At 67.5% G+C, this 22030-nt stretch carries 18 protein-coding genes; 7 read left to right on the top strand and 11 right to left on the bottom strand.

The window, feature by feature from the left end; genetic code table 11:
• Window positions 1-71: 71 nt before the first annotated feature.
• The gene (locus DFO63_RS10215; protein WP_005411309.1) at window positions 72-281 is read left to right on the top strand and encodes a bacterioferritin-associated ferredoxin; all 210 of its coding nucleotides are present in this window, start codon (window positions 72-74) and stop codon (window positions 279-281) included.
• 141 nt (window positions 282-422) lie between these two features.
• A complete protein-coding gene (gene bfr, locus DFO63_RS10210; protein ID WP_005419804.1) occupies window positions 423-893 on the top strand; it encodes a bacterioferritin in 471 nt (156 codons plus the stop codon).
• A 1-nt stretch (window position 894) separates the two neighbouring features.
• Here the strand turns inward: bfr and DFO63_RS10205 are convergent, their stop codons facing one another.
• From DFO63_RS10205 to DFO63_RS10195, 3 genes are read right to left on the bottom strand one after another with little or no spacing between them, the layout of a single operon-like run.
• Window positions 895-3114 (bottom strand): ATP-binding protein, encoded by a 2220-nt coding sequence (locus tag DFO63_RS10205; RefSeq protein ID WP_101766191.1) that lies wholly within the window; start codon window positions 3112-3114, stop codon window positions 895-897.
• A gap of 1 nt (window position 3115) precedes the next feature.
• Complete coding sequence (locus tag DFO63_RS10200; protein WP_101766190.1) at window positions 3116-5005, bottom strand: EAL domain-containing protein; 1890 nt, start codon at window positions 5003-5005, stop codon at window positions 3116-3118.
• 44 nt (window positions 5006-5049) lie between these two features.
• Window positions 5050-5667 carry a DUF4126 domain-containing protein gene (locus DFO63_RS10195; protein ID WP_101766189.1) on the bottom strand — a complete coding sequence of 206 codons (618 nt, stop codon included), beginning with the start codon at window positions 5665-5667 and terminating at the stop codon, window positions 5050-5052.
• Window positions 5668-5846: 179 nt separating this feature from the next.
• Between DFO63_RS10195 and DFO63_RS10190 the strand changes: the two genes are divergently transcribed.
• From DFO63_RS10190 to ampE, 5 genes are all read left to right on the top strand, one after another.
• Window positions 5847-6590, top strand: coding sequence for a DUF6776 family protein (locus tag DFO63_RS10190; RefSeq protein ID WP_049447264.1), 744 nt, complete (start codon window positions 5847-5849; stop codon window positions 6588-6590).
• 4 nt (window positions 6591-6594) lie between these two features.
• Entirely contained in the window at window positions 6595-7059 is a 465-nt protein-coding gene (locus DFO63_RS10185; RefSeq protein ID WP_014038728.1) for a polymer-forming cytoskeletal protein, read from the top strand.
• Between the two features lie 31 nt (window positions 7060-7090).
• Entirely contained in the window at window positions 7091-7483 is a 393-nt protein-coding gene (gene erpA, locus DFO63_RS10180; protein WP_005419789.1) for an iron-sulfur cluster insertion protein ErpA, read from the top strand.
• 116 nt (window positions 7484-7599) lie between these two features.
• Complete coding sequence (gene nudC, locus DFO63_RS10175; protein ID WP_101766188.1) at window positions 7600-8505, top strand: NAD(+) diphosphatase; 906 nt, start codon at window positions 7600-7602, stop codon at window positions 8503-8505.
• Window positions 8506-8639: 134 nt separating this feature from the next.
• Window positions 8640-9527 (top strand): regulatory signaling modulator protein AmpE, encoded by an 888-nt coding sequence (ampE, locus tag DFO63_RS10170; RefSeq protein ID WP_049447267.1) that lies wholly within the window; start codon window positions 8640-8642, stop codon window positions 9525-9527.
• Window positions 9528-10043: 516 nt separating this feature from the next.
• Here ampE and DFO63_RS10165 read toward each other — a convergent pair.
• From DFO63_RS10165 to DFO63_RS10130, 8 genes are all read right to left on the bottom strand, one after another.
• Window positions 10044-10469: a DUF2752 domain-containing protein gene (locus DFO63_RS10165; protein WP_014038725.1), complete on the bottom strand. Its 426-nt coding sequence runs from the start codon at window positions 10467-10469 to the stop codon at window positions 10044-10046.
• 44 nt (window positions 10470-10513) lie between these two features.
• Complete coding sequence (locus DFO63_RS10160) at window positions 10514-10792, bottom strand: CD225/dispanin family protein (protein WP_014648653.1); 279 nt, start codon at window positions 10790-10792, stop codon at window positions 10514-10516.
• Between the two features lie 34 nt (window positions 10793-10826).
• Window positions 10827-11114, bottom strand: coding sequence for a CD225/dispanin family protein (locus DFO63_RS10155; protein WP_005419784.1), 288 nt, complete (start codon window positions 11112-11114; stop codon window positions 10827-10829).
• A 181-nt stretch (window positions 11115-11295) separates the two neighbouring features.
• On the bottom strand, window positions 11296-13185 hold the full coding sequence (locus DFO63_RS10150; protein ID WP_049447270.1) for an MFS transporter: 1890 nt from the start codon (window positions 13183-13185) through the stop codon (window positions 11296-11298).
• 140 nt (window positions 13186-13325) lie between these two features.
• Window positions 13326-14120: an SDR family oxidoreductase gene (locus DFO63_RS10145; protein WP_101766452.1), complete on the bottom strand. Its 795-nt coding sequence runs from the start codon at window positions 14118-14120 to the stop codon at window positions 13326-13328.
• Window positions 14121-14262: 142 nt separating this feature from the next.
• A complete protein-coding gene (gene yccS, locus DFO63_RS10140; protein WP_101766185.1) occupies window positions 14263-16440 on the bottom strand; it encodes a YccS family putative transporter in 2178 nt (725 codons plus the stop codon).
• A gap of 129 nt (window positions 16441-16569) precedes the next feature.
• Window positions 16570-18639 (bottom strand): TonB-dependent receptor, encoded by a 2070-nt coding sequence (locus tag DFO63_RS10135; RefSeq protein WP_119006838.1) that lies wholly within the window; start codon window positions 18637-18639, stop codon window positions 16570-16572.
• Between the two features lie 245 nt (window positions 18640-18884).
• Window positions 18885-22007, bottom strand: coding sequence for an efflux RND transporter permease subunit (locus tag DFO63_RS10130; protein WP_119006837.1), 3123 nt, complete (start codon window positions 22005-22007; stop codon window positions 18885-18887).
• Between the last annotated feature and the right edge of the window lie 23 nt (window positions 22008-22030).

Genomic DNA, 22030 nt, shown 5'->3' with positions numbered 1-22030 from the left:
TTGACAACCATTCTCGTTTCCATTGGAATAGCCAACAGGCCGCTTCTGGCCTGTCAGCCCGGTTCCCGCCTGTGTACGTCTGCATCTGCAACGGAGTCACCGACCACCAGATCCGCGAAGCCGCCAGCCATGGCGTCAGCACGGTGGCCGAACTGACCATGCGTACCGGTTGTGGTGCCACCTGCGGTTCCTGCCTGGACATGGCCGGCGACCTGCTGGCCAAGGCACGTGCGACCCATGATCTGCCGCTGCCGGTATTGGGCCTGGCCCAGGTCGCCTGATCGCTTTTCGCGGCGCGTTGACGCCGCGCTTTCGCATTCTTCACGTGCGGCCGCGCAGGCCAATGCGCACGATTCGCGTTCCTTCACGACCGCACGCAAGGCGTTAAAGTGCCTGCGTTTTCAGCGTGCAGGAGCATCCCCATGAAGGGCGACACCAAGGTCATCGAATTCCTCAACAAGGTCCTCTACAACGAGCTGACCGCGATCAACCAGTACTTCCTGCACGCCAAGATGCTGAAGAACTGGGGCATCAAGGAACTGGCCGAACACGAGTACAAGGAATCGATCGACGAGATGAAGCATGCCGACATGCTCGCCGACCGCATCCTGTTCCTTGAAGGCCTGCCGAACTTCCAGGCGCTGGGCAAGCTGCGCATCGGCGAGAACCCGACCGAGATCCTGCAGTGCGACCTGTCGCTGGAACGCGATGGCGTGGTCACCCTGCGCGAGGCCGTGGCCTATTCCGACTCGGTTGGCGACTACGTCAGCCGCCAGCTGTTCGTGAAGATCCTCGACTCGGAAGAAGAGCACATCGACTGGCTGGAAACCCAGCTGGACCTGATCGAGCGCATCGGCGAGCCGAAGTACCTGCTGAGCAAGCTGGAAGAGTGAGTCAGCCGCCCTGGCCGGCGCGATGCTGTGCCAGGTAGCCCGTCAGCGCCACGCGCGCGCGGGCGAATTCCGCAACCAGCAGCGCCACTGCCACGGCGGGGCGCTGCAGGCTGCCGCTGCGGGCTTCATGCTCGATCCGCTGCGCGATCGCCGACAGCGACAACGCGCCCACGTTCGCACTCGATGATTTCAGGCTGTGCGCAATGGCCTGCAAGCGCGGCTCATCGCCGTTCTGCGCGGCCAGCTGCAACTGCTGCACCATCACCGGCGCATCTTCAAGAAAGACCATGACGATCTGGGTGGCAGCGTCGCCGATCACGGCGTGCAGTTCATCCAGCACGTCGCGGTCGAGCACCGGTTTCGGCATCGCGCCGACCCGGCTGTCATCGCCTGGTAGAGCCGAGCCATGCTCGGCTGGCAGGACCCGACGGGCCACGGGTGTGTCGCCATCGAGCAAGCGTGACGCTGCGACATCGCGCGATCGCTGCACCCAACGCTGCAACAGCGCATGCAACGCGGCGCGCGCGATCGGCTTGGACAGGTAATCGTCCATGCCCGCCTGCAGGCAGCGCTCGCGGTCACCGGCCATGGCGTTGGCGGTCATTGCGATGATCGGCAGCCGCGCGCGCCCGTTCTCTGCTTCTTCGGCGCGCCAGCGGCGCGTGGCGGCATAGCCGTCCAGCACCGGCATCTGGCAATCCATCAGCACGATGTCCACGTCGCCTTCGCGGAGCGCGGCCAGTGCCTGCTCGCCATCGGCGGCGTTGCGCACTTCGCACTGGAACACGCGCAGCAGCTGTTCGGCCACCATCCGGTTGACCGTATTGTCCTCCACCAGCAGCACGCGCAGATGCAACGGCGGCAGCGTGGCAGCGGGTTGCTCGTTGTCCGCGCTGGCCAGCAGCGCAGCGGGGCGGGCGGGGGCAACCGGTGCAGCCAGCAGTGCATGCAGGGCCGCATCGTCGAACTGCGGGGGCAGCTGGCGCTGGCGCGGGCGTTGCGGAAGTGCGCCCTCCTGCAGCCACAGCACCTGCAGTGCATCGTCGTCACCGCGATCATTCAGCGCCAGCTGCAGCGTGGCCTCACCGTTGCGGCGTGCGCGGGCATCGACCAGCAACCATGCCGGTGCCGGTTGCCCGGGCCGCGCGGGAGCGCGCAGGCGCTCGACCACGGCATCCAGCTGCGCCAGCACCTGCACCTGCAGCCCATGGTGGGCGGCGATGCGCTCGATACGTGTCTGCAGCGTTGCGTCGGCACTGAACAGCAGCAGTGGTGCCGGCGCGCGCGCCATCGCCGGCAGGTCGCCAGGGACCTTCAGCAGCGGGATCTCGAACCAGAAGGTCGCGCCCTGACCCGGCGTGGACTGCACGCCGATGTGCCCGTGCATCAGGTCGATGATGCGCTTGCAGATGGCCAGGCCCAGGCCGGTGCCGCCATAGAGGCGGGTGGTGGACGCGTCGGCCTGGCTGAAGGACTGGAACAGGCGTGCCTGCAGCGCGTCGTCGATGCCGATGCCGGTGTCGATGATCTCGAAGCGCAGCTGGTGCTGCGCGGCACCTTCGCCCAGGCGCAGCACGCGCAGCTGCACCTGGCCGCGGGCGGTGAACTTGATGGCGTTCGCCAGCAGGTTGCTCAGCACCTGGCGCAGGCGCACCGGATCGCCGCGCACCGGCAGGCGCACCGATGGATCCAGTTGCAGGCCCAGGGCCAGGCCCTTGGCGTCGGCGGCCCGCTGCATCAGCTGCACCACGCCATCGAGCAGGTCGCGCAGGTTGAAGCTGGTGATCTCCAGTTCCAGCGCCTGCGCTTCCAGCCGGGAGTAGTCGAGGATGTCGTCGACGATGCGCAGCAGCTGTTGCGAACTGGCCGAAGCGGTGGCCAGCATCTGCCGCTGGTCTTCGCCCAGCGGTCCGCGCGCGATCAGCTCCAGCATCGGCAGGATGCCGTTGAGCGGGGTGCGGATCTCGTGGCTCATCGTGGCCAGGAACTCGCCCTTGGCCAGCACGGCCGCCTCGGCGGCCTGCTTGGCCTGCAGCAGTTGCTGTTCCAGCTGGCCCTGGCGTTCGGTGGTACGGCGAAGCTGGTCGCGTTCGGCGGCCAGCGCAGTGTGCGTGCGCTGCAGCTGGGCCAGCGCATGGTTGCGCGCGCGCAGGCGCAGTCCCAACAGCAGCGCGATGGCGGCCGCAGCAAGGGCAACCAGCAGCACGCCCCACAGCGGCACGTCAGAGCACCGCGTTGTGGAAGTCGAAGTTCAGGTCGCTGCCGGCCGACTGCACCATGTTGCCCTGGATGTAGTCGACGCCGCCGACCCACATCGCTGCTGCAGCCTGCGGGTCCTCGATCTGCTGGCCGATGATCTGCAACCCGGCGGTATGGGCCTGTTCGATCGCCTTGCGCAGTTCCTCGCGCGTGGCCGGATTGGAATGGCTGCTGGAGAAGCGCGCAGCCATGCGCACGAACGACAGCGGCAGCTGGGTCAGCAGTGCATCGGCCTCGCCGCTGGGCTCGAACTGGCTCAGGCAGAAGCGCACCCCCGCGCTGGCCATGCGCTGGCAGAACTGCTGCAGCGGCACGGTGTGGATCAGTGCGTCGGGCAGGCGCACGTCGATCACCAGCGCACTGCCGGGCAGGTCACGCTGCTGCAGTGATTCCAGCAGCCAGTCGGCGAAGGCATCGCGCTGCAGGGTACGCAGCGACTGCGAGACGAACAGGTTCAGCGGCTGCGTTGCGTGCCGGTACAGATCCAGCAGGCCCAGTGCGTGGTCCATCACCTGCTGGTCGAGGTCGGCGATGCGTCCGGCGGCTTCTGCGGCCGGGATCACCTGGCCGGCCGCCAGCACCGTGCCATCGGCCTGGCGCAGGCGCAGCAGCAGCTGGTATTGCGCGGTGTTGCCACCTGCCACGGCGACGATCGGCTGGTAGGCCAGTTCCAGCTGGCCTTCCAGCAGCGCCAGGTGTTCCTGTTCGGTGACCGCCTGGCGATGCACGTGGCCCGCCACGCCGGCGCTGAGCAGGCGTGCCTGCAGGGTGGTGCGCTCAACCGCTTCCAGCGCACTGTTGGCATCCTCGAAACCCGGCGACAGCGGCGCATAGCCGACTACGCCGCGCAGGTGCACGGATTCGTCGTCGCGGATCACGAAGGCGCGTGCCGACAGCTGCTCGCGCAGGGTGGCGGCGATGCCTTCGAGGGCGTCCTCGTCGGCGTTGCGGGCCAGCAGCAGGAAGCTGTTGTCGTTCAGGCGAGCCAGCAGGTGCGGATGGCCGGCTTCGGCCAGGCGCTGCCCGGCCTGCACCATCAGCCGTTCAAACGCGGCATAGCCATAGCGTTCGCGCAGGCCCAGCGCACTGGCCACTTCGATGAAGAACACGCCGCCCTGATCGCGGTGGGCGAGTGCGGTGTTGAGCTGCTGCAGCACGTGGTGGCGCGTCGGCAGGCCGGTTTCCGGATTGCTGGTGGCCGGTGCGCCGGTGGCGCCCGGCAGGGTCGCGGCCTGGGCACGTGCGCGGCGGATGCGGTTGGCCACCGCTGCGATCAGGTGGCGGGGCCGGATCGGCTTGCTCAGGTAGTCGTCGGCGCCACTGTCGAGCACCTCGAACTGCCGTTCCGGATCCGGATCGCCGCTGAGGAACACGATCGGCAGCAGCTGCAGGCCAGGCTGCTGGCGGATCAGCGCGGTCAGGCGCATGCCGTCCAGCCCGGGCAGGTGCAGGTCCATCAGGATCAGGTCGGGGCGGTGCTCCTTGATCGCCTGCAGCGCGGCATCGGCATCGCTGTGCACGATCGCCTGCATGCCGGCGCCGTGCAGCACGCTCTGCGCGAACAGCGCCTGGGCGCGATCGTCTTCCACGATCAGCACGCGGTAGGGCGAGTCCGATGGCGCTGGGGCCAGGTCGTTGTTGCCGGCTTCGGCCAGTGCGATCGGGCCGGGCAGTGGCGGCGGCGCGCTGTTGCCCGGCGCCGGGGCATCGGTCGCGATGGGCGGCGGGGTCGCAACCGTCGGTGCCGCCACAGCGAGGCCTGCCGCCTCGGGCGCCCAGCGCTGCCAATGATCGGCCGGAGGGGTTTCAGCGCGTCCCGGGCGGGCGCCCGCGGGGGATTCGTTTGCGGCCATCGGTGCTCCTGGTGTTCGCGTCCATTATGCGACAAGCCCGGCGCTCAACCGGTACCGGCGTGCCCTGGCGGTGGTGCCGATGCACCGCGCGCCAGCCAGCGCACGCCCTTCCACAGTGCGCGCCAGACCAGCCACACCAGCAGTGCGCCGGCCAGGCTGCAGGCCAGCACCACCACCAGCGCGATCCACGGATGCGCCAGGGCCAGCGCCAGTCCGCCGATCACTACGGTGTCTTCGGCGGCGGAGGCGACCCAGTTGCTGGCCGGTTCCGGCGAGGTGTTGAGCAGGGCGCGGGTACCCGCCTTCAGGCCATGGCTGGCGAGGGCGACGCCGGCACCGGCGGCGAGCGCACCGGTGCCCAGCTGGCCATCCGGCGACAGTGTGGCCGCCGCGAGGAATGCGCCGGCAGGTACGCGCGCGAGGGTCTGCACCAGGTCCCAGACCGAGTCCACGCCGGGGATCTTGTCGGCGAAGAACTCGGCGATGGCCAGCGCCGCCGATGTGCCCAGCACCCACCACGATTCAGTGGCCTGCAGGGCGGGCGGCAGGTCGACCCAGCCGAGCAGGCCGGCCAGGCCGACGCCGAACACGGTGAGGTAGACGCGGATGCCGGCCAGCCAGGCCAGCAGGATGCCGATCACGAACAGGTGGGCTTCGGTCATGGCGGTGCTCCGGCGACGGAACTGTGCAGGGGGCCACACTATCGACGATGGCGTGCCTGAACGCCACAGACCGTGGCCGGCCACTGCGCAGGAAACCCACCCGTCCTGTCATACACTAGCCCGTCGTTTGCCACAGGGGCCGTAACGGTGTCGCCCTCGCGATACCCCGGAAACCACCCATGACCAACCGTCCTCCCATGCGCGTGCAGGTGCGCCTGCCCGGCGCGCCGCGACCGCCTGTCGACCGCCGCCGCCTGCTGGTGATCGGCGGCATCTGGCTGCTCAGCCTGGTGCTGGCGGTGCTCGGCGGCTGCTGGATGGCCACGCCGCGTGATGCCCAGGGCCAGCGCCTGCAGGCCGCCGAGAAGCGTGCCGAGACGCTGCAGGCGCAGCTGACCGAACTTCGCCAGAAGCAGGCCACGCTGGAAGCCTCCGACCGCATCAGCCGCGCCGCCAACACCGAGGTGCAATCCTCGCTGGCCGAGCGCGATGAGGAAATCGCCGGCCTGCGCGCCGACGTCGCCTTCTATGAGCGGCTGGTCGGTTCGACCAGCCAGCGCAAGGGCCTGAACACCCACTCGATCGAGTTCAGCCCGGAAGCGGCCGGCACCTGGCAGTACACCGCTGTGCTGACCCAGAACCTCAACCGCGGTGCCATCAGCCAGGGGCAGATGCGCTTCACCGTGGAAGGCGTGAAGAACGGCAAGCTGGCCACGATCAGCTGGGATGATCTGCACCAGCGCAGCAAGGTACCGGGACAGGATTACTCGTTCCGGTACTTCCAGCAGATCACCGGCAGCGTGATGCTGCCGGCTGACTTCACCCCGCAACGCGTGCGGGTGACATTGGGGAGTGGTACGGGGGGTACCACCCAGGTATTCGACTGGAAACAGGCCGGCGCGCCGGCCAGCAAAGGGGAGTAGGCAGATGTTCGGAAGCAGCAAATCCAACCGGGAAGGCCAGCTGGTGGTGGATGCCCTGATCGGCAACCAGGTGGTGATCCGCGGTGATGTGGAATTCAGTGGGGGCCTGTATGTGGAAGGCCGCATCCACGGCAAGGTGATTGCCGCCGAAGGCGCCAGTGGCGCGACCCTGACGGTCGCCGAGCATGGCGTGATCGAGGGTGAGATCCGCGCCCAGGTGGTGGTCATCAGTGGCCGCCTGGACGGCGATGTGCACGCCACCGAGAAGGTCGAGCTGACCCCGAGCGCACGGGTCAATGGCAACGTCCACTACCAGGTGGTGGAGATGAATGCGGGTGCCCAGCTGAACGGCCGCCTGATCCATGCCAGCGCGCCGATGGCGGCCTTGCCGGCGCCGGAAGGCGACGACGCCAATGATGGCAAGGGCGACACCGCCGCACGCCGCAAGCTGGCCGAGGCGATGGCTTGAAAGCCATCGTCGGCACCCCCATGCTGACACCATGAGCACGCTAGTCTCCCTGCCCGGCGCCACCCCGGTTGCCGCGCCCGATTACCAGTCGCTGGAGCGCCCGCTGAACTTCACCGAGTCGGCGGCCGCCAAGGTCAAATCCCTGATCCAGGAAGAGGGCAACCCCGACCTGGCCCTGCGCGTGTACATCGAGGGAGGCGGCTGTTCGGGCTTCCAGTACGGGTTCGAGTTCGACGAGAACCGTGCCGAGGACGACCTGGCGGTACAGACCAGCGGGGTGACCCTGCTGGTCGACCCGCTGAGCCTGCAGTACCTGATGGGCGCCGAGGTGGACTACACCGAGAGCCTGACCGGTGCCCAGTTCGTGATCCGCAACCCGAACGCGAAGACCACCTGCGGCTGCGGCAGCAGCTTCAGCATGTAGTAGATCCACGCCATGCGTGGATGCGCGGTGCCCGCAACCTCGCCCGTGGAGCACACGGGCAAACTGCGCACAGTGCCGACCTTGCCACCCGCATCGATTGGCGGCACGCTTGCCGGATGCCCAATACTCCTTCGCCGCTTTCCGGTTTCGCCTTCGTTGGCGAACCGCTGGAGCGCGCCGATGCCCTGCGCGAGGATGCCGATGCACTGGCGCGCCTGTGGCCGGGTGCGCGCATTCTCGTGCTCGATCAGGACGGCAGCGCCTTCACCGGCGATGACGATCAGCCGCTGGCGCTGAGCGGTGCCGACATCGGCGGCGGCCCGGGTGCCGCGATCTTCCTTGGCCTGCGCGGGGAGCAGGCGTGGTTCTCGGTTGAAGCCGCCAACGTCACCATCAGCGCACCACGCCGGCTTGATCTGCGCCAGGCCGCGTTGCTGTGGTCGATGGCCGATGCGACCGCTTTCAGCTATGCCCGCGGCATGTCCTACTGGCACTCGCGCACCCGCTTCTGCGGCGTGTGCGGCGGCGCCGTGGCGTTTGCCCGTGGTGGCTTCGTCGGCCGCTGCGGGCAATGCGCCACCGAGCACTATCCGCGTGTCGATCCCGCCGTGATCGTGGCCGTGGAGAACCAGGGCCGGTTGCTGCTGGGCCGGCAGTCGAACTGGGCACCGCGTCGCTACTCGGTGCTGGCCGGCTTCGTCGAACCGGGCGAGACCTTCGAGCAGACCGTGGTGCGCGAAGTCCATGAGGAGAGCAAAGTGCGGGTGACCGCCTGCCAGTACCTCGGTTCGCAGCCGTGGCCGTTCCCCGGCGCACTGATGGTCGGCTTCCGTGCACAGGCGCAGGATGACCTGCCGACCGTGGATGGCGAACTGGAGGACGCGCGCTGGTTCAGTGCCGAAGAGGTGGGCGCTGCGTTGGCACGCGATGTCGAGGACGATGGCCAGGGCATCCGCCTGTCGCCGCCGATCTCGATTTCGCGGGGCCTGATCGAACACTGGTACCGCCAGCACGCGGGCTGAACCCGGCCGGCTGCGGCGCCTGTATTGCCGCCACCTGAACACGGCCCGGGTTACAGTGCGGGTCATCGCGGAGGGCGCCGCTGCGACAGGTAAGGTAGCGGCGCCGAGCGTTCTGTTTCGTAGGGAGACCTGCCATGTTCACCACTCTGGCCGCCGTGCTGGTGGCACTGGCCCTGGGCCATGTTGCCCCGGCCGCTGCCGCCTCGCTGCGCCGTTTCGACGGCTTCCGGCGATGGCTGGGCTGGCTGGACGCGCATGGCGGCAAGGCCTGGCAGGGCGCGGCAGGCGTGGCGCTGGCGCTGTTGCCGCCGCTGCTGCTGATGGGCCTGCTGGCCTGGCTGCTGCGCGGGGTGTTGTTTGGCCTGCCGTCGCTGCTGCTGGGCGTGGCGGTGCTGGCCTGGTGCTGGGGGCCGCGCGACCTGGACCGCGATATCGAAGCGATCATCGATGCGGACGACGCCGCGACGCGGCAGGCTGCGGTGCGCAACCTGCAGGCCGCCGGTGGCAGCCTGCGCGAGGACGTGCCGTCGCTGGTCGAGGCGACCGTGCTCAACGCGCTGCGTCGCTGGTTCGCGGTGCTGTTCTGGTTCCTGTTGCTGGGCCCGGCGGGCGCGCTGGGTTACCGGCTGCTGGCATTGATGGCGGAGAGCCCGATGCGTGCACGCGTGCCGGTGGAGCCGCTGGCGCTGGCGCAGCGCCTGCTGGGCTGGATCGAGTGGCCGGTGGCGCAGCTGATGGCGTTTTCGATGGCGCTGGTGGGCAACTTCGATACGGCGTGGAAGGCCTGGCGCCAGGCCCATGGCGAACGCCTGGCGGGCAACATCGGATTCCTGGGCGCGGTGGCGCGGGCCAGCGTCAACGCCGAGCTGCGCGAGGATGCGCACGATTACACCGAGGCGGGGTTGCTGCCGGTGTGGCAGCGGCTGCCGGACCTGCGCGATGCGATGAGCCTGGTGTGGCGGATGTTGCTGCTGTGGCTGGCGATCCTGGCCCTGCTGGTGATTGCAGGCTGGGTGACGTAGTTGTATTGCAGGGCTTGCAGCCCTGCACCTGCAGAGGCAACAGCAACAGCAACAGCAGCTCTGGATTGCTGAGGGTTGGGTGGGGCGGTGTGGGGTTGCAGGACACGCCGTAAACCCGTCCCTGGGGGCTCGATGGCGCCATCCTTGGCGCCAACGGTCCTGCAGCCCCACACCGCCCCACCCGCGACAGATTTCCGGTGACGGTGGGTGAACTGCGATTGCCGGTAGGTGTCGACCTTGGTCGACACGGTAGATCCACGCCATGCGTGGATGCAGAGCGAAGCGATCCGCTTCCGCTTTTGATCTTCTCTTTCTTTTCCGTGGTGGACGCGCACGGAAACTGTCCGTGGCCGGGTGGGATGGGTTTGCGGGGGTGTCCGCGGCATGGATGCCGCGGCCAAGCCTCCATGGACGGATTCACGGCGTCCCCCGCAAATCCATCCCGCCCGGCCAACCCCCAGGCTTCTGCCTTCAGATACGGACCCACCACGAGGGGCCGCGCCGTTGGCTGGAAACCTAGATCGGTGCCAGCGCGGTGAACGGTGCCCACGGCAGGTTGCGCAGCAGCGCATACCCGGGCAGCACCCAGAGCCAGAACGTGGGATTGGCCAGTACCCGCATCAGCGGGTCGAGCACGCGCGGACGGATGCCGGCGACGTTCAGCAGCATCAGCAGCAGGAAGGGCAGGCTGATGACCAGCAGCGGGTTCATCGCCATCGCGCCGGGCAGGTCGAAATGGACCAGCGAATACAGGCAGCGGGTGCTGCCACAGCCCGGGCAGTACAGGCCGGTCAGCGCGTACAGCGGGCAGCTCGGCAAGGGATTGCCGGCGACATACGGATTGACGTTGCGCAGCACCACTGCGGCACCGGCGGCCAGGCCGGTGGCGGCCAGCAGCGGTGCCCAGCGGGCGAATCGGGAGCGGGCGGGAAGCGCGGACATTGCAGCAACGGATCCGGCGCGGGCGCCGGATCCGTCCACGCGGATCAGTAGCCGCTGTTGTTCATCGCACCCATGCCGCCGACAGCGACGATCAGGATGCCGTACAGCACGCCGACCACGACGGCGGCGATGGCCGACCAGATGGCCCACTTCTTGGCCTTGGCGGCGGAGTCCTGGGCACCGGCGATGTCGCCAGCGGCCAGCTTGCCGTTGACCTGGGCGGCGTAGACGATCGACACGATGCCGGCCGGCAGGCAGCAGAACAGGGTGCTCAGGATGGCCCAGACCAGATTGTTCGGGACCTGCGGAGTGGCGGTGTTCATGGGTTCAAGCTCCTTGATGGGTGGTGGTGGTGAATCATTGGTCGGAAAGAGCGCCCAGTACGGCCAAGCCGCCGAACAGCCCGAACCACAACAGCAACAGGACCGGCAGGGCCACGGCCGAAGCCACCGCCCACCAGCCCGCCTTGCGCGACGCGCTGTAGGCCCCCGGCAGGTCGCCGGCCGCGCGGCGGCCATCGACCTGGGAGGCATAGACGATCGACACCACGCCCAACGGCAGGCAGCAGAACAGCGTCGTCAGGATCGCCCAGACCAGATGGTTGGGGATGTAGACCGGACGGCTGAGCGGTGGCGGTTGATTCAAAGCGAGACTCCATTCCTTGGTGGCCGGCCATGTTGAAACGGCCGAACCTCCCCCCTGTGGGTGCGTAATCTACCTCAACCCGCGTTGCATGTATGCGTTTACAGCCACGGCATGCCGTGTTCGCCACTGGACGCTGGCGTATGTGGAGAGGTCACCCGGCCCGCTGGACGGGCCGGTTCCTTCAGGCGTGATCACCACGCAGGGCCCGCACCTGGGCCTCCAGCACCGGGGCGCTGGTGGTGTGGCCATCGACGGCCGGCGCTGCCACCACCTCGACGGTGGCGCGGAAACGGCGCGGCACGCGCATGCGGCCGAGGCGGCTGTCGCGGCGGCTCCACATGCTCGACCACATGCCGCGCAGCGCCATCGGCACCACCGGCACCGGCCGTCGCTCGAGGATCTTCTCGACGCCGGACTTGAACGGCGCCATCTGCCCGTCGCGGGTCAGGGCGCCCTCGGGGAAGATGCAGACCAGTTCGCCCTCGGCCAACGCGGCGTCGATCTCATCGAACGCGCGCTGCATCAGCGCCGGGTCTTCGCGCGCCCCGGCAATCGGGATGGCCTTGGCCGTCCGGAAGATCCAGCGCATCACCGGGATGTTGAAGATCTTGTAGTACATGACGAAGCGCACCGGGCGCGGGATGGTCGCCGACAGGATCAGTGCGTCCATGTAGCTGACGTGGTTGCAGACCAGCAGTGCGGCCCCTTCGTCCGGCACGTTGGCCTCGATGCCGTGCGGGCGCAGCCGGTACAGGGTGCGCACCATCAGCCAGCTAAGGAAGCGCATCAGGAATTCGGGGACGATGGTGAAGATGTAGATCGCCACCAGTGCGTTGGCGATGGCCAGCGCCAGGAACTGCTGCGGAATGGTCCAGTGCAGCAGCTTGTGGGCGGCCAGCGACAGCAGCGCCGCAGCGACGATGAAACCCGAGTTCTGGATGTTCAGTGCGGCGAACACGCGCGACATCTGCGCCTTCGGCGTGCGGCTCTGGATCAGCGCGAACAGCGGCACCACGAAGATGCCAGTGAACAGGCCGATGCCGATCAGGTCGATGACGATGCGGATGCTGCCGGGCTGCTGCAGGAACGGCCCGATGGTCAGCCCGTGCACCGTCGCTTCGCCGCTGCGGGCAAAGTACAGGTCGAGCAGGAACGCAGTCATGCCGAACGCACCCAGCGGTACCAGGCCGATTTCCACCGTGCGGGCCGACAGCTTCTCGCACAACAGCGAGCCGACGCCGGTGCCGACCGAGAACAGGGCCAGCGCAAAGATGTACAGGGTCGGCTGGCCACCCAGGTTGGTCACCGCGTAGGCCGGCAGCTGCGAGGTCAGCACGGTGCCGACGAACCAGAACCAGGACACGCCCAGGATCGAGTTGCGCACGGCCTTCTGCTGGCGCGCCATGCGCAGCACCGCCAGCGATTCCGGCAACGGATTCCAGTTGATCTTCAGGTTCGGGTCGCCGGCATCGACCTTGGGAATCAGGCGGGCGGCGATGTTGCCGCAGATCGCCAGGGCGATGATCGCGCACGCAGCCACCACTGTGCCGTGGCTGCCGGCCACGGTGAACACCAGGCCGCCGACGATCATGCCGGAGAGGATCGACATCGAAGTGCCCATCTCGACCAGGCCATTGCCGCCGGTCAGCTCTTCGGGCCTGAGCACCGACGGCAGCACCGAATACTTCACCGGCCCAAACAGGGTCGACTGCATGCCGGTACAGAACAGTGCGACCAGCAGCACCGGCAGGCTCTGGGTGAGGAAGCCGGTGGCCGCCAGCGACATGATCACGATCTCCATGGTGGTGGTGATCACGATCAGCCGCGATTTTTCCAGTTTGTCGGCGATCTGCCCGGCCAGCGCCGAGAACAGGAAGTACGGCAGGATGAAGATGGCCGGCGCCAGCGTGGCATACAGCCCCAGTTCTTCCTCCGGCACGGCCATGAACAGCAACATGCTGATGATCGCCTGCCGGTACACGTTGTCGTTGAACGCACCGAGCGCCTGGACCACGAAGAACGGCAGGAAACGGCGCTGGCGCAGCAGGGCGAACTGGTTGTGACCGGACATGGAACCTCCTTGACCGGCGCAGCCTAGCATTCCTGCCCACCCGTCGGGACCATGGCGGGATGCATCCACGCATGGCGTGGATCTACTGAAGCCCCACGACTGTGGGTGCGGACGGTTGGTCCGCACACCTGTCGGCACTCTCAGACGATATCGTCGACCACGCCGCCATCCACGCGCAGCGCAGCACCCGAGGTCGCCGAGGCCTGTGGCGAGGCCAGGTACACCACCATGTTGGCCACTTCTTCGACCGTGGCAGTGCGCTGGATCACCGAGGACGGCCGGTGCGCCATCACGAACTCGCGGCCGATCTGCTCCAGCGGCTTGCCGCTGCGCTGGCGTTCATCCTCGAACATCGCCGCGAAACCATCGGACAGGGTCGGGCCGGGCAGCACCGCGTTGACGGTGACGCCACTGCCGGCCACGCGCTTGGCCAGGCCGCGCGACAACGACAGCTGCGCGGTCTTGCTGACCCCGTAATGGATCATGTCGGCGGGGATGTTGCGTGCCGATTCGGAGGAAATGAACAGCACGCGGCCCCAGCCGGCATCGACCATCGCCGGCAGCAGCGCACGCGACAGGCGCACGCCGGACATCACGTTGGTCTGCCAGTAGCGCTCCCAGGTCGCGTCATCGGTTTCGAAGAAGTCCTGTGGGCCGAAGATGCCGGCGTTGTTGACCAGGATGTCGACCTTGGGCAGGCCGGCCAACAGTGTTTCGACACCGGCTCCCTCAGAGAGGTCGGCGGCGATGCCGAGCACGTCGGCTCCCGGCACGGCGGCGAGCAGGTGCTGGCGGCCGCGCTCGACGCTGTCGGTGCTGCGGCCATTGAGAATGACGCGCGCACCTGCGGCAGCCAGGCCCTGGGCGATGGCCAGGCCGATGCCGGCGGTGGAGGCGGTCACCAGCGCGGTGCGACCGCTGAGTTCGATTTTCATGGCGATGATCCGGAGCGGGGGATTGCCCAGTATCCGCGTGGCCGCGTGATCGAACTGCAGCGCTGGATGCAATGCGCCGTTGCACACGGCGCAGCGGATCCACGCCATGCATGGATGGCGTGCCCGATTCAGCGATGAGGGATCAGGTCAGGCTGGTCACCGCTTCATTGGCCGCTGCCCGCACCTTCGGCAGCATCCGCAGCACCAGCGCCATCTGCGTGCGGATCAGCTGCAGCTTCGGCGGCATTGCCTCGTCGATCTGCTCCAGCTCGGCGGCCACTGCGCGGTCGGCGTCATTGTCATCTTCCGCGACCGGTTGCCGCGCGGTCAGGGCCGAAGCCAGCTGCTGCAGTGCCTTGCGCACGCGCTCGCCGGCCGCCAATGCCAGCGGGTCGCCAGCATAGCTGTCCACCTGGTCGCGATGCGCGCCCAATGCCGACAGATGGCCGAGCAGCGTGTTGGACAGCGCCAGGAAGTGGAAGCCGGCATCCAGATTGCGGCGCACATGGCCGGGTTCACGCAGCATGTTCGACAGTGCGGTGGACAGCGCGGCATCCGCGTTGTGCATGTCGCGCCGCGCGATGCGGTAGGCCAGGTCGTCTCGCATGCCGCTGCGGTACTGGCCCAGCACCGAATCCAGGTAGCGAGCCGCAGTGTCCAGCACGCGTGCCAGGACGAGATGCAGCTGCCGGCCCTGCCAGTCAGGCAGGATCAGGAATGCTGCCGCCGCTGCGATCGCGCAGCCCAGCACCGTATCGACCATGCGCGGCACGATCAGCACGAAGCCATCGCCGATCAGGTTGAAGCAGGTCAGTGCCATCACGGTGATCGCCGCCGACGCCACCAGGTAGCGGTCGGTGCGGGTGAAGAAGAACAGCAGCGCAGAGAGCAGGGCGATCAGCAGCTGCACGTGCAGCTGCGGGAACAGCTGCAGCAGCGCCCAGGTCAGTACCAGGCCGGCCAGGGTGCCGACGATGCGTTGTGCCAGGCGCTGGCGGGTCGCGCCGAAGTTGGGCCGGCACACGAACACGATGGTCAGCAGCACCCACGAACCGTTCTGCGCATTGAACAGGCGGATCGCTGCAAAGCCGGCGATCAGCGCCAGCGCCATGCGCAGGCCGTGGCGGAACAGCACCGAACCGGGCGTGAGCTGCTGGCGGATGCGCACGCCCATCTCGCGCAGGGTGTGCGGGTTGCTGTCGCGCAGGCGGGTATCGACGTTGTCCAGGCTGGCTTCGGAGCGTTCGGCATCCAGCAGGCGCCGTTCGATGCTGCGCAGGTTGTGCACCAGCAGGTCCAGCGAGCCCAGCAGGCGCTGCCATTGCGGCCGCTGCTGGTCGCGCAGGTAGGCCAGCGCATCGGCCAGGTCGCGCCCGGCCTGCTGGTTGCTTTCGCCGTATACGAACGGACGGCGCAGGCGGATCGCCTCGCCCAGGCGGGCACAGGCCTGCCCCTGCAGGTCGAGCAGGCGCTGGCAGCGATACAGCACGTCGCTGTGGAAGAACGCGTCCACCAGCGCGCCATACGGGTAGTGCGAAGAACTGGCGCGTTCGTGGAAATCCTGCGCCATGTAGTACAGGCGCAGGTACAGGCCGGAGTTCACGCCGGGGCGGCCGGAGCGGCCGAAGCGGGCCAGGATCGCGGTCTTGGCCTCGTTCAGTGCACCGACCACACGACGGTTCTGTTCGGCAAGATCAAGCTGGCGACGTTGCAGGTCGGCTTCGCGCACCGGCTCGAACAGCGCGGCCTTCAGCTGCAGGTAGCGGCCCAGTTCCTGGTAGAGCCGCGCCACGCGCTCACGTACCGGCCGGTTGGCGAACAGCGCGGTCCACAGGATCGACAGCAGGCCATACCAGACTGCGCCGGCCAGCAGGTGGCTGACCGCGTCCAGCGCGCTGTGCAGGTCGCTGGCACCGTGCTGTTCCAGGCCGATCATGGTGTAGATCGCCAGGGTCACCGTGGCCTGGGCAATGGACGCATAGCGCTCGCCGAGCGCGCCAAGCAGGGTCAGCCCGAAGGTGGACAATGCCAGCGCGCCGATGAAGATCCACGGCCATGGGAACAGCCAGATCACCGAGGCCGCAGCAATGCAGAAGCACAGCAGCGACAGCGCCACGGCCTTGGTCCGGCCCCACCAGTTGTCGTCGGTCTCGGCGATGGCGCTGGCGATGATGCCCAGGAACACACCGGGCAGGGCGGTCAGCGCATCGAACTGCCAGCACACGGCAACGGCCGTGGCCAGCGCGATGAACACGCGCAGGCCGTAGCTGGCCTTTTCGTGGGCCCAGAGGCGGCTGAGGCGGGACTGTCGGGCGGGCATGCAGGCTCGGTGGAAGGGTCCTCCAACATTATTGCGGGTGTGGGGTGAAATATGGAGTGCGGACCAACCGTCCGCACCCACCGTCCATGTGCGGGCCCGTGGTCCGCATGGACGGCGGGGACCGGCACCTTACATCTCCCAGCGCACGCTCACAGCGAACGTGCGCGGCAGGCCGGCGCCGGCGTTGGACCAGTACTTCCGGTTGGCCAGGTTCTCGACGCTGGCGCGCACGGTCACCGGGTGGCCGGAGGCGAGCAGGCGATAGCCGATGCCGGCATTGACCAATGTGTAGTCGGGCAGCTTCAGGGTGTTGTCGGCGTCATACCAGACATCGCCGTAGTAGCGCACGGCGGCGTAGGTCTCCAGCCCATCAACCCATGGCAGTTGGTAGGTGGCATGAAGTACCCCGCTCCAGCGCGCAGCACCGGCGGTACGGTTACCTTCCTGTGCGGCGCTGGTCGGGGACAGCTTGTCGTAGGTCGGGTCAAGCCAGGTGACGCCACCGCCGATGCTCAGTGCATCGTTGAGGTGCAGGTCGGCACTGGCTTCGATGCCTTCGTACAGTGTGATGCCGTCCTGAACCAGGCGCTTGCCGGCAGGTGTGAGTTCATCGATGTTGGCGCCACGCTCCAGCCGGAACGCCGCCACGTTCGCATTCCAGCGTGTCGCCTCGACCTTCGCACCGATCTCGTACTGCTTGCTGATGGTCGGGTCGAGCACGTCGCCGGCGTTGACGTAGCTGTTGCCTACGCGGTTGCCTGCTTCCAGCGATTCGATGTAGCTGGCGTAGAGGGTGACCGCCTCGCTGGGCTTGAACATCACGGCGTAGGTCGGGGTGACCGGGTAGGTGTGGTAGCGGCCCTTGGTCTCATAGTCGTTGTAGCGCCAACCCGCCAGTGCCGACCAGCCGCTGCCGAGACCGACGGTATCGCTTGCGAACACCGCCTGCTGCACGGTCTCGTCGCCACGGGTCATCACCCGTGAACCGACAGCGTCATGGCGGATGGCGTGGCGCTGGTAAAGGTTGGCGCGGCCGATCAGGTTCCATTCGTAGGGGCGGTCCCAGCCCAGTCCGGTCTGGTGGCTGATGCCCGCCACCACCTGATGCTGCAGGGGGCCGGTGCGGAAGCTGCCCTGCAGCATCGCCTGGGCCAGCTTCCACTCGCTCTTGCCGCCCAGCTCGTAGACATTGACGTCATAGTCACCGTTGGGCGAGTCGATGTAGGCGAAGATCTTGTTGACGTCATTCCATGAGGTGGTGACGCCGTAACTCAGGCTGGCTTTCCAGTCGTTGTTGATCTGCCAGTTCAAGCCGGTCGACAGCAGGCTGGATCGGGTGTCGTAGTAGGTGCCGGGAACACTGTTGTCGGCATCCCCGGCAATCGGTCGCGGCAACGATGTCACGCCACGGAAGTAGTACTGCGGCGATTCCTCGCGCAGTTCGCGTGATTGGAACACGCCGTCGAAGGTCCAGATCAATGCATCGCTCAGGCGTGCGTCCAGCGACAGTGCGCCCACCTTGCGATCGACGTGGCCACCATTGAAGGTCTCGCCCTTTTCCTCGAAAGCATTGAAGCGGTAGCCGAACATCTGCTCGTTGCCGAAGCGGCCGCCAACGTCGATGCCGCCGCTGACGATGCCCTGTTCGCGCCAGCCGAGCTGGGCGGAGAACGTGGGTGTGTCGGTCGGCTTCTTGGTGATGTAGTTGACGATGCCGCCTGGAGTGCCGAAGCCATACAGGAAGCCGCCCGGCCCCTTCATCAGATTGACCTGCTCCATCACCTCCAGCGGCCACTCGGTACCCCACGAGGAAACCTGCAGGCCATTGACCCGATAGCTGTCGTAGTTCAGTTCCAGTCCGCGGTTGCGGATCGGCGAGCTCCAGCCGCTGGCATAGGCACTGACCTGGGTGCTGACCGAAGGGTCGAGCAGGAAGGCTTCGCCCAGTGACACCACCTGGCGCTGCTCGATCTGCTCGCGGCCCACGACGGTGATCGCAAACGGGGTATCGCGCAGGGCGCGATCGCCAAGGGCGCCGGTGTCGGCGTGGGTGCGTTCGGCGGTGACCTTGACCGCATCCAGCTCGGTGGTACTGCGGTTGCGATTGGCGCGCTCTGGTGTGGATTGGGCATGCGCGGCACAGGCCAGCGAGAGGGAGACGGCAAGCAGGGCCGGGCGGCAGAGTGGGTGCAGGAGCATGGTTCAGTCATCCTCGGCGAACGGCCACGCGCCATCCGCCCACATGTGGGGGAAAGTTTGATGGCTGGGATCACGCAGGCTTGCCGGAGAGGGCAGCGGGGCGCCGCGAAGGGGCGCAGGACCATGGCTGGATGGGAATTGTTCTCTTTTCGTTATGGCACGTCAAACCCACCAGCGTGCGGACCAACGGTCCGCACCCACCGTCCGCGCCCACGGTAGTGCCGGCCGCTGGCCGGCAGATCCAATCAGGCCCGCTGCGCGCGCTTGAGCAGCTTCGCTTCGCGCTTGCGTGCGCGGCGTGCGCGCCAGCGCTCGGCCAGGCACGAGAAGATCACGTACAGCGCCGGCGTGCTGAGCAGGGTCAGGCTCTGCGAGAACAGCAGGCCGCCGATCATCGCGATACCCAGAGGGCGGCGCAGCTCGGACCCTTCACCCAGGCCGATCGCCAGCGGCACGGCCGCCAGGATCGCGACCATCGTGGTCATCATGATCGGGCGGAAGCGCACGATGCTGGCCTCGCGTGCGGCATCGCGCGGCGCCAGCCCATGCTCGCGCTGCGCCACCAGTGCGAAGTCGATCATCATGATCGCGTTCTTCTTGACGATACCGATCAGCAGCACCAGCGCGATCATCGAAATCACCGACAGCTCGGTGTTGGTGCCGAACAGCGCCAGCAGCGCACCGACGCCTGCCGCCGGCAGCGTGGACAGGATGGTGACCGGGTGGATCAGGCTCTCGTAGAGCATGCCCAGCACCAGGTACACGGTCAGGATCGCCGCCAGCACCAGGATCAGCATGTCGCTGGGGTCGGAGTTGAAGCCGAAGCCCGCATCGTCGGCCAGGCGGATGTCGCCGGGCATGCGCATGCCGGCCACGGTGGCATCGATGATCGCCTTGGCCTCACCCATGCTCACGTTGGGAGCCAGGTTGTAGCTGAGGTCCATCGTCGTGTACTGGTTTTCGTGGGTGATCTGCGAAGGGGCCAGGCCGGGCATCTGGGTAGCCACCGCGGTGATCGGCACCATGTCGCCGTTGCGCGCACGCACGTACACCTCATCCAGCGCCGACGGGGTGGCGGTCTGCGAGGGCAGCGCATTGACCACCACGCTGTATTGGTTGATGTCCGAGTAGATGGTGGAGATCTGGCGCTGGCCGAACGCACCGTACAGCGCGCCGTCGATGGCACCGACGGTGATGCCCAGGCGCGCGGCCTTGGCGCGGTCGATCTGGATGTTCTGGCGCAGGCCGGCATTGTCCACGTCGGTGCCGACGTCGCGCAGCTTCGGGTTCTTCTTCAGTTCCGCCTGCAGCTTGGGCAGCCATTCCTGCAGTGCGGCCAGGTCGTTGCCCTGCAGGGAAATGCGGTACTGCGCGCCCTGGCTGGAACCTCCGCCATCGTTGCTGGGCAGGTCCTGGATCGCACGCAGGCGCAGCTGCAGGTCCGGGTAGCGGTCGGCCTTGGCACTGAGTCGCGCCAATGCATGTGCCGTGGTTTCGCGGCGGCCGTCACTGCGTGACTTCAGCTCGATGTTGAACTGTGCGCTGGAGCCCTGGCGGCCGCTGCCCAGGCGCACACCCACGGTCTTCACTGCCGGGTCGGCCATCAGCATGTCGGTGATGCGGCGCTGGCGGGCGACCATGTCCTCGAAGGACACCGTGGCGCTGGAGTTGGCGCGGCCCCAGATCAGGCCGGTGTCCTGCGGCGGGAATGCACCCTTCTTCACCGCCCCGAACAGGAACACGGTGACGCCGATCAGGATCAACGGGGTCAGCGACATCAGCAGCGCGTGGCGCAGCGAGAAGTCGAGGAACACGGTGTAGATGCGCAGCATGCGCTCGTGGCCGGCATCCAGCCAGCGGCCGAAGCGCGACGGTGGCGCGCTGTGGTCGTGCGCACTGAGGAAGCGGCTGCACAACGCCGGGGTCAGCGTCAGCGAGACGATCATCGAGACCACGATGGCCGCGACCAGGGTGACGGTGAACTCGCGGAAGAACGCGCCCATCATGCCGCTGGCGAACAGCAGCGGGATGAACACCGCCACCAGCGAGGCGGTGATCGAGACGATGGTGAAGCCGATCTCGCGGGCACCGGTCAGCGCCGCCTGCATGCGCGGCATCCCCTCGTCGAGGTGGCGCATGATGTTCTCGATCACCACGATCGCATCGTCCACCACGAAGCCGATCGCGATCACCAGCGCCAGCAGGCTCAGGTTGTTCAGGGTGAAGCCCATCACGTACATCACCAGCGCGGCACCGGCCAGCGACAGCGGCACGGTCACCGCGGCGATCAGCGTCGGTGCCAGCCGGCGCAGGAACAGCGCCATGGTCAGCACCACCATCGCCAGGCTGATCAGCAGGGTGATCTGTACTTCATGCAGCGACGAACGGATGGTCGGCGTACGGTCGAAGTACGGCGTCATCGTGGTGCCCGGCTGCAGGTAGTCGCGCAGGGTCGGGATCTGCGCCTTGACCCGGTCCACGGTCTCCACGATGTTGGCGCCGGCACGGGTGAACACGTACATCACCACCGCCGGCTTGTGGTCGAACCACGCGGCCTGGTAGGCATCCTGCTGGCCGTCGTAGACGTTGGCGATGTCCTTCAGGCGGATCACCCGGCCGTCGCCCTGGGTCTTGACCACCAGGTCGGCGAAGTCGGCGGCACGTGCCACGGAGTCGTTGGCGATGATCGCGGTGGTGGTGTTGCCATCGCTGAGGAAGCCGGTGGGCGAAGTCACGTTGGCCGCGCGCACGGCGTTGCGCAGGTCATCCGCAGTCAGGCCCAGCGCGTTCATCAGGCGCAGATTGACGTCCACGCGCACCGCTGGCGTGGAAGCACCAGCGATGTCGACCGAAGCAACGCCGCTGATCTGGCGGATGCGCTGCGCCAGCAGCGAATCGGCGACGTTGTACAGCTCGTCGGCCGACTGCGTCTGCGAGGTCAGCGCGATGGCGATCACCGGGTCGTCGTTCGGGTTCGCCTTCTGGTACATCGGCGAACCCATGCCCGAGGGCAGGTCGGCCTGTGCCGAGTTGATCGCGGTCTGTACGTCCAGTGCCGCCGAATCGACGTTGTGGCCGCTCTGGAAGATCATGAACACCAGCGAGCTGCCTTCCGAGCTCGACGAGCGCATGCGGTCGATGCCCGGCAGCTGGCCGAGATGGCGTTCCAGCGGCGCGGTGACCGTGGAGGCCATGGTCGCCGCGTCGGCGCCGGACTGGCTGGCATGCACGAAGATCACCGGGATCTCGATGTTCGGCAGTGCCGACACGCCCAGCCGCAGGTAGCAGATCAGGCCGACCATGAACAGGCCGATGGCCAGCAGCGCGGTGCCGATGGGGCGGCGGATGAAGGGGCCGGACAGGTTCATCGTGCGGCCCCCCGCAGCAGCGG

Origin of the sequence: Stenotrophomonas sp. AG209, assembly GCF_003550055.1 — a bacterium.
GTDB lineage: Bacteria > Pseudomonadota > Gammaproteobacteria > Xanthomonadales > Xanthomonadaceae > Stenotrophomonas.
Note: the sequence above shows the minus strand (reverse complement) of the source record. Positions and strands in the feature narration are given on the sequence as shown.

Coding starts and splice junctions, on each gene's coding strand:
- DFO63_RS10135 (WP_119006838.1), bottom strand. CDS start 18,639: ATGCTCCTGCACCCACTCTGCCGCCCGGCCCTGCTTGCCGTCTCCCTC.
- DFO63_RS10185 (WP_014038728.1), top strand. CDS start 6,595: ATGTTCGGAAGCAGCAAATCCAACCGGGAAGGCCAGCTGGTGGTGGAT.
- nudC (WP_101766188.1), top strand. CDS start 7,600: ATGCCCAATACTCCTTCGCCGCTTTCCGGTTTCGCCTTCGTTGGCGAA.
- bfr (WP_005419804.1), top strand. CDS start 423: ATGAAGGGCGACACCAAGGTCATCGAATTCCTCAACAAGGTCCTCTAC.
- yccS (WP_101766185.1), bottom strand. CDS start 16,440: ATGCCCGCCCGACAGTCCCGCCTCAGCCGCCTCTGGGCCCACGAAAAG.
- DFO63_RS10195 (WP_101766189.1), bottom strand. CDS start 5,667: ATGACCGAAGCCCACCTGTTCGTGATCGGCATCCTGCTGGCCTGGCTG.
- DFO63_RS10165 (WP_014038725.1), bottom strand. CDS start 10,469: ATGTCCGCGCTTCCCGCCCGCTCCCGATTCGCCCGCTGGGCACCGCTG.
- DFO63_RS10200 (WP_101766190.1), bottom strand. CDS start 5,005: ATGGCCGCAAACGAATCCCCCGCGGGCGCCCGCCCGGGACGCGCTGAA.
- DFO63_RS10145 (WP_101766452.1), bottom strand. CDS start 14,120: ATGAAAATCGAACTCAGCGGTCGCACCGCGCTGGTGACCGCCTCCACC.
- DFO63_RS10190 (WP_049447264.1), top strand. CDS start 5,847: ATGACCAACCGTCCTCCCATGCGCGTGCAGGTGCGCCTGCCCGGCGCG.
- ampE (WP_049447267.1), top strand. CDS start 8,640: ATGTTCACCACTCTGGCCGCCGTGCTGGTGGCACTGGCCCTGGGCCAT.
- DFO63_RS10130 (WP_119006837.1), bottom strand. CDS start 22,007: ATGAACCTGTCCGGCCCCTTCATCCGCCGCCCCATCGGCACCGCGCTG.
- DFO63_RS10160 (WP_014648653.1), bottom strand. CDS start 10,792: ATGAACACCGCCACTCCGCAGGTCCCGAACAATCTGGTCTGGGCCATC.
- erpA (WP_005419789.1), top strand. CDS start 7,091: ATGAGCACGCTAGTCTCCCTGCCCGGCGCCACCCCGGTTGCCGCGCCC.
- DFO63_RS10150 (WP_049447270.1), bottom strand. CDS start 13,185: ATGTCCGGTCACAACCAGTTCGCCCTGCTGCGCCAGCGCCGTTTCCTG.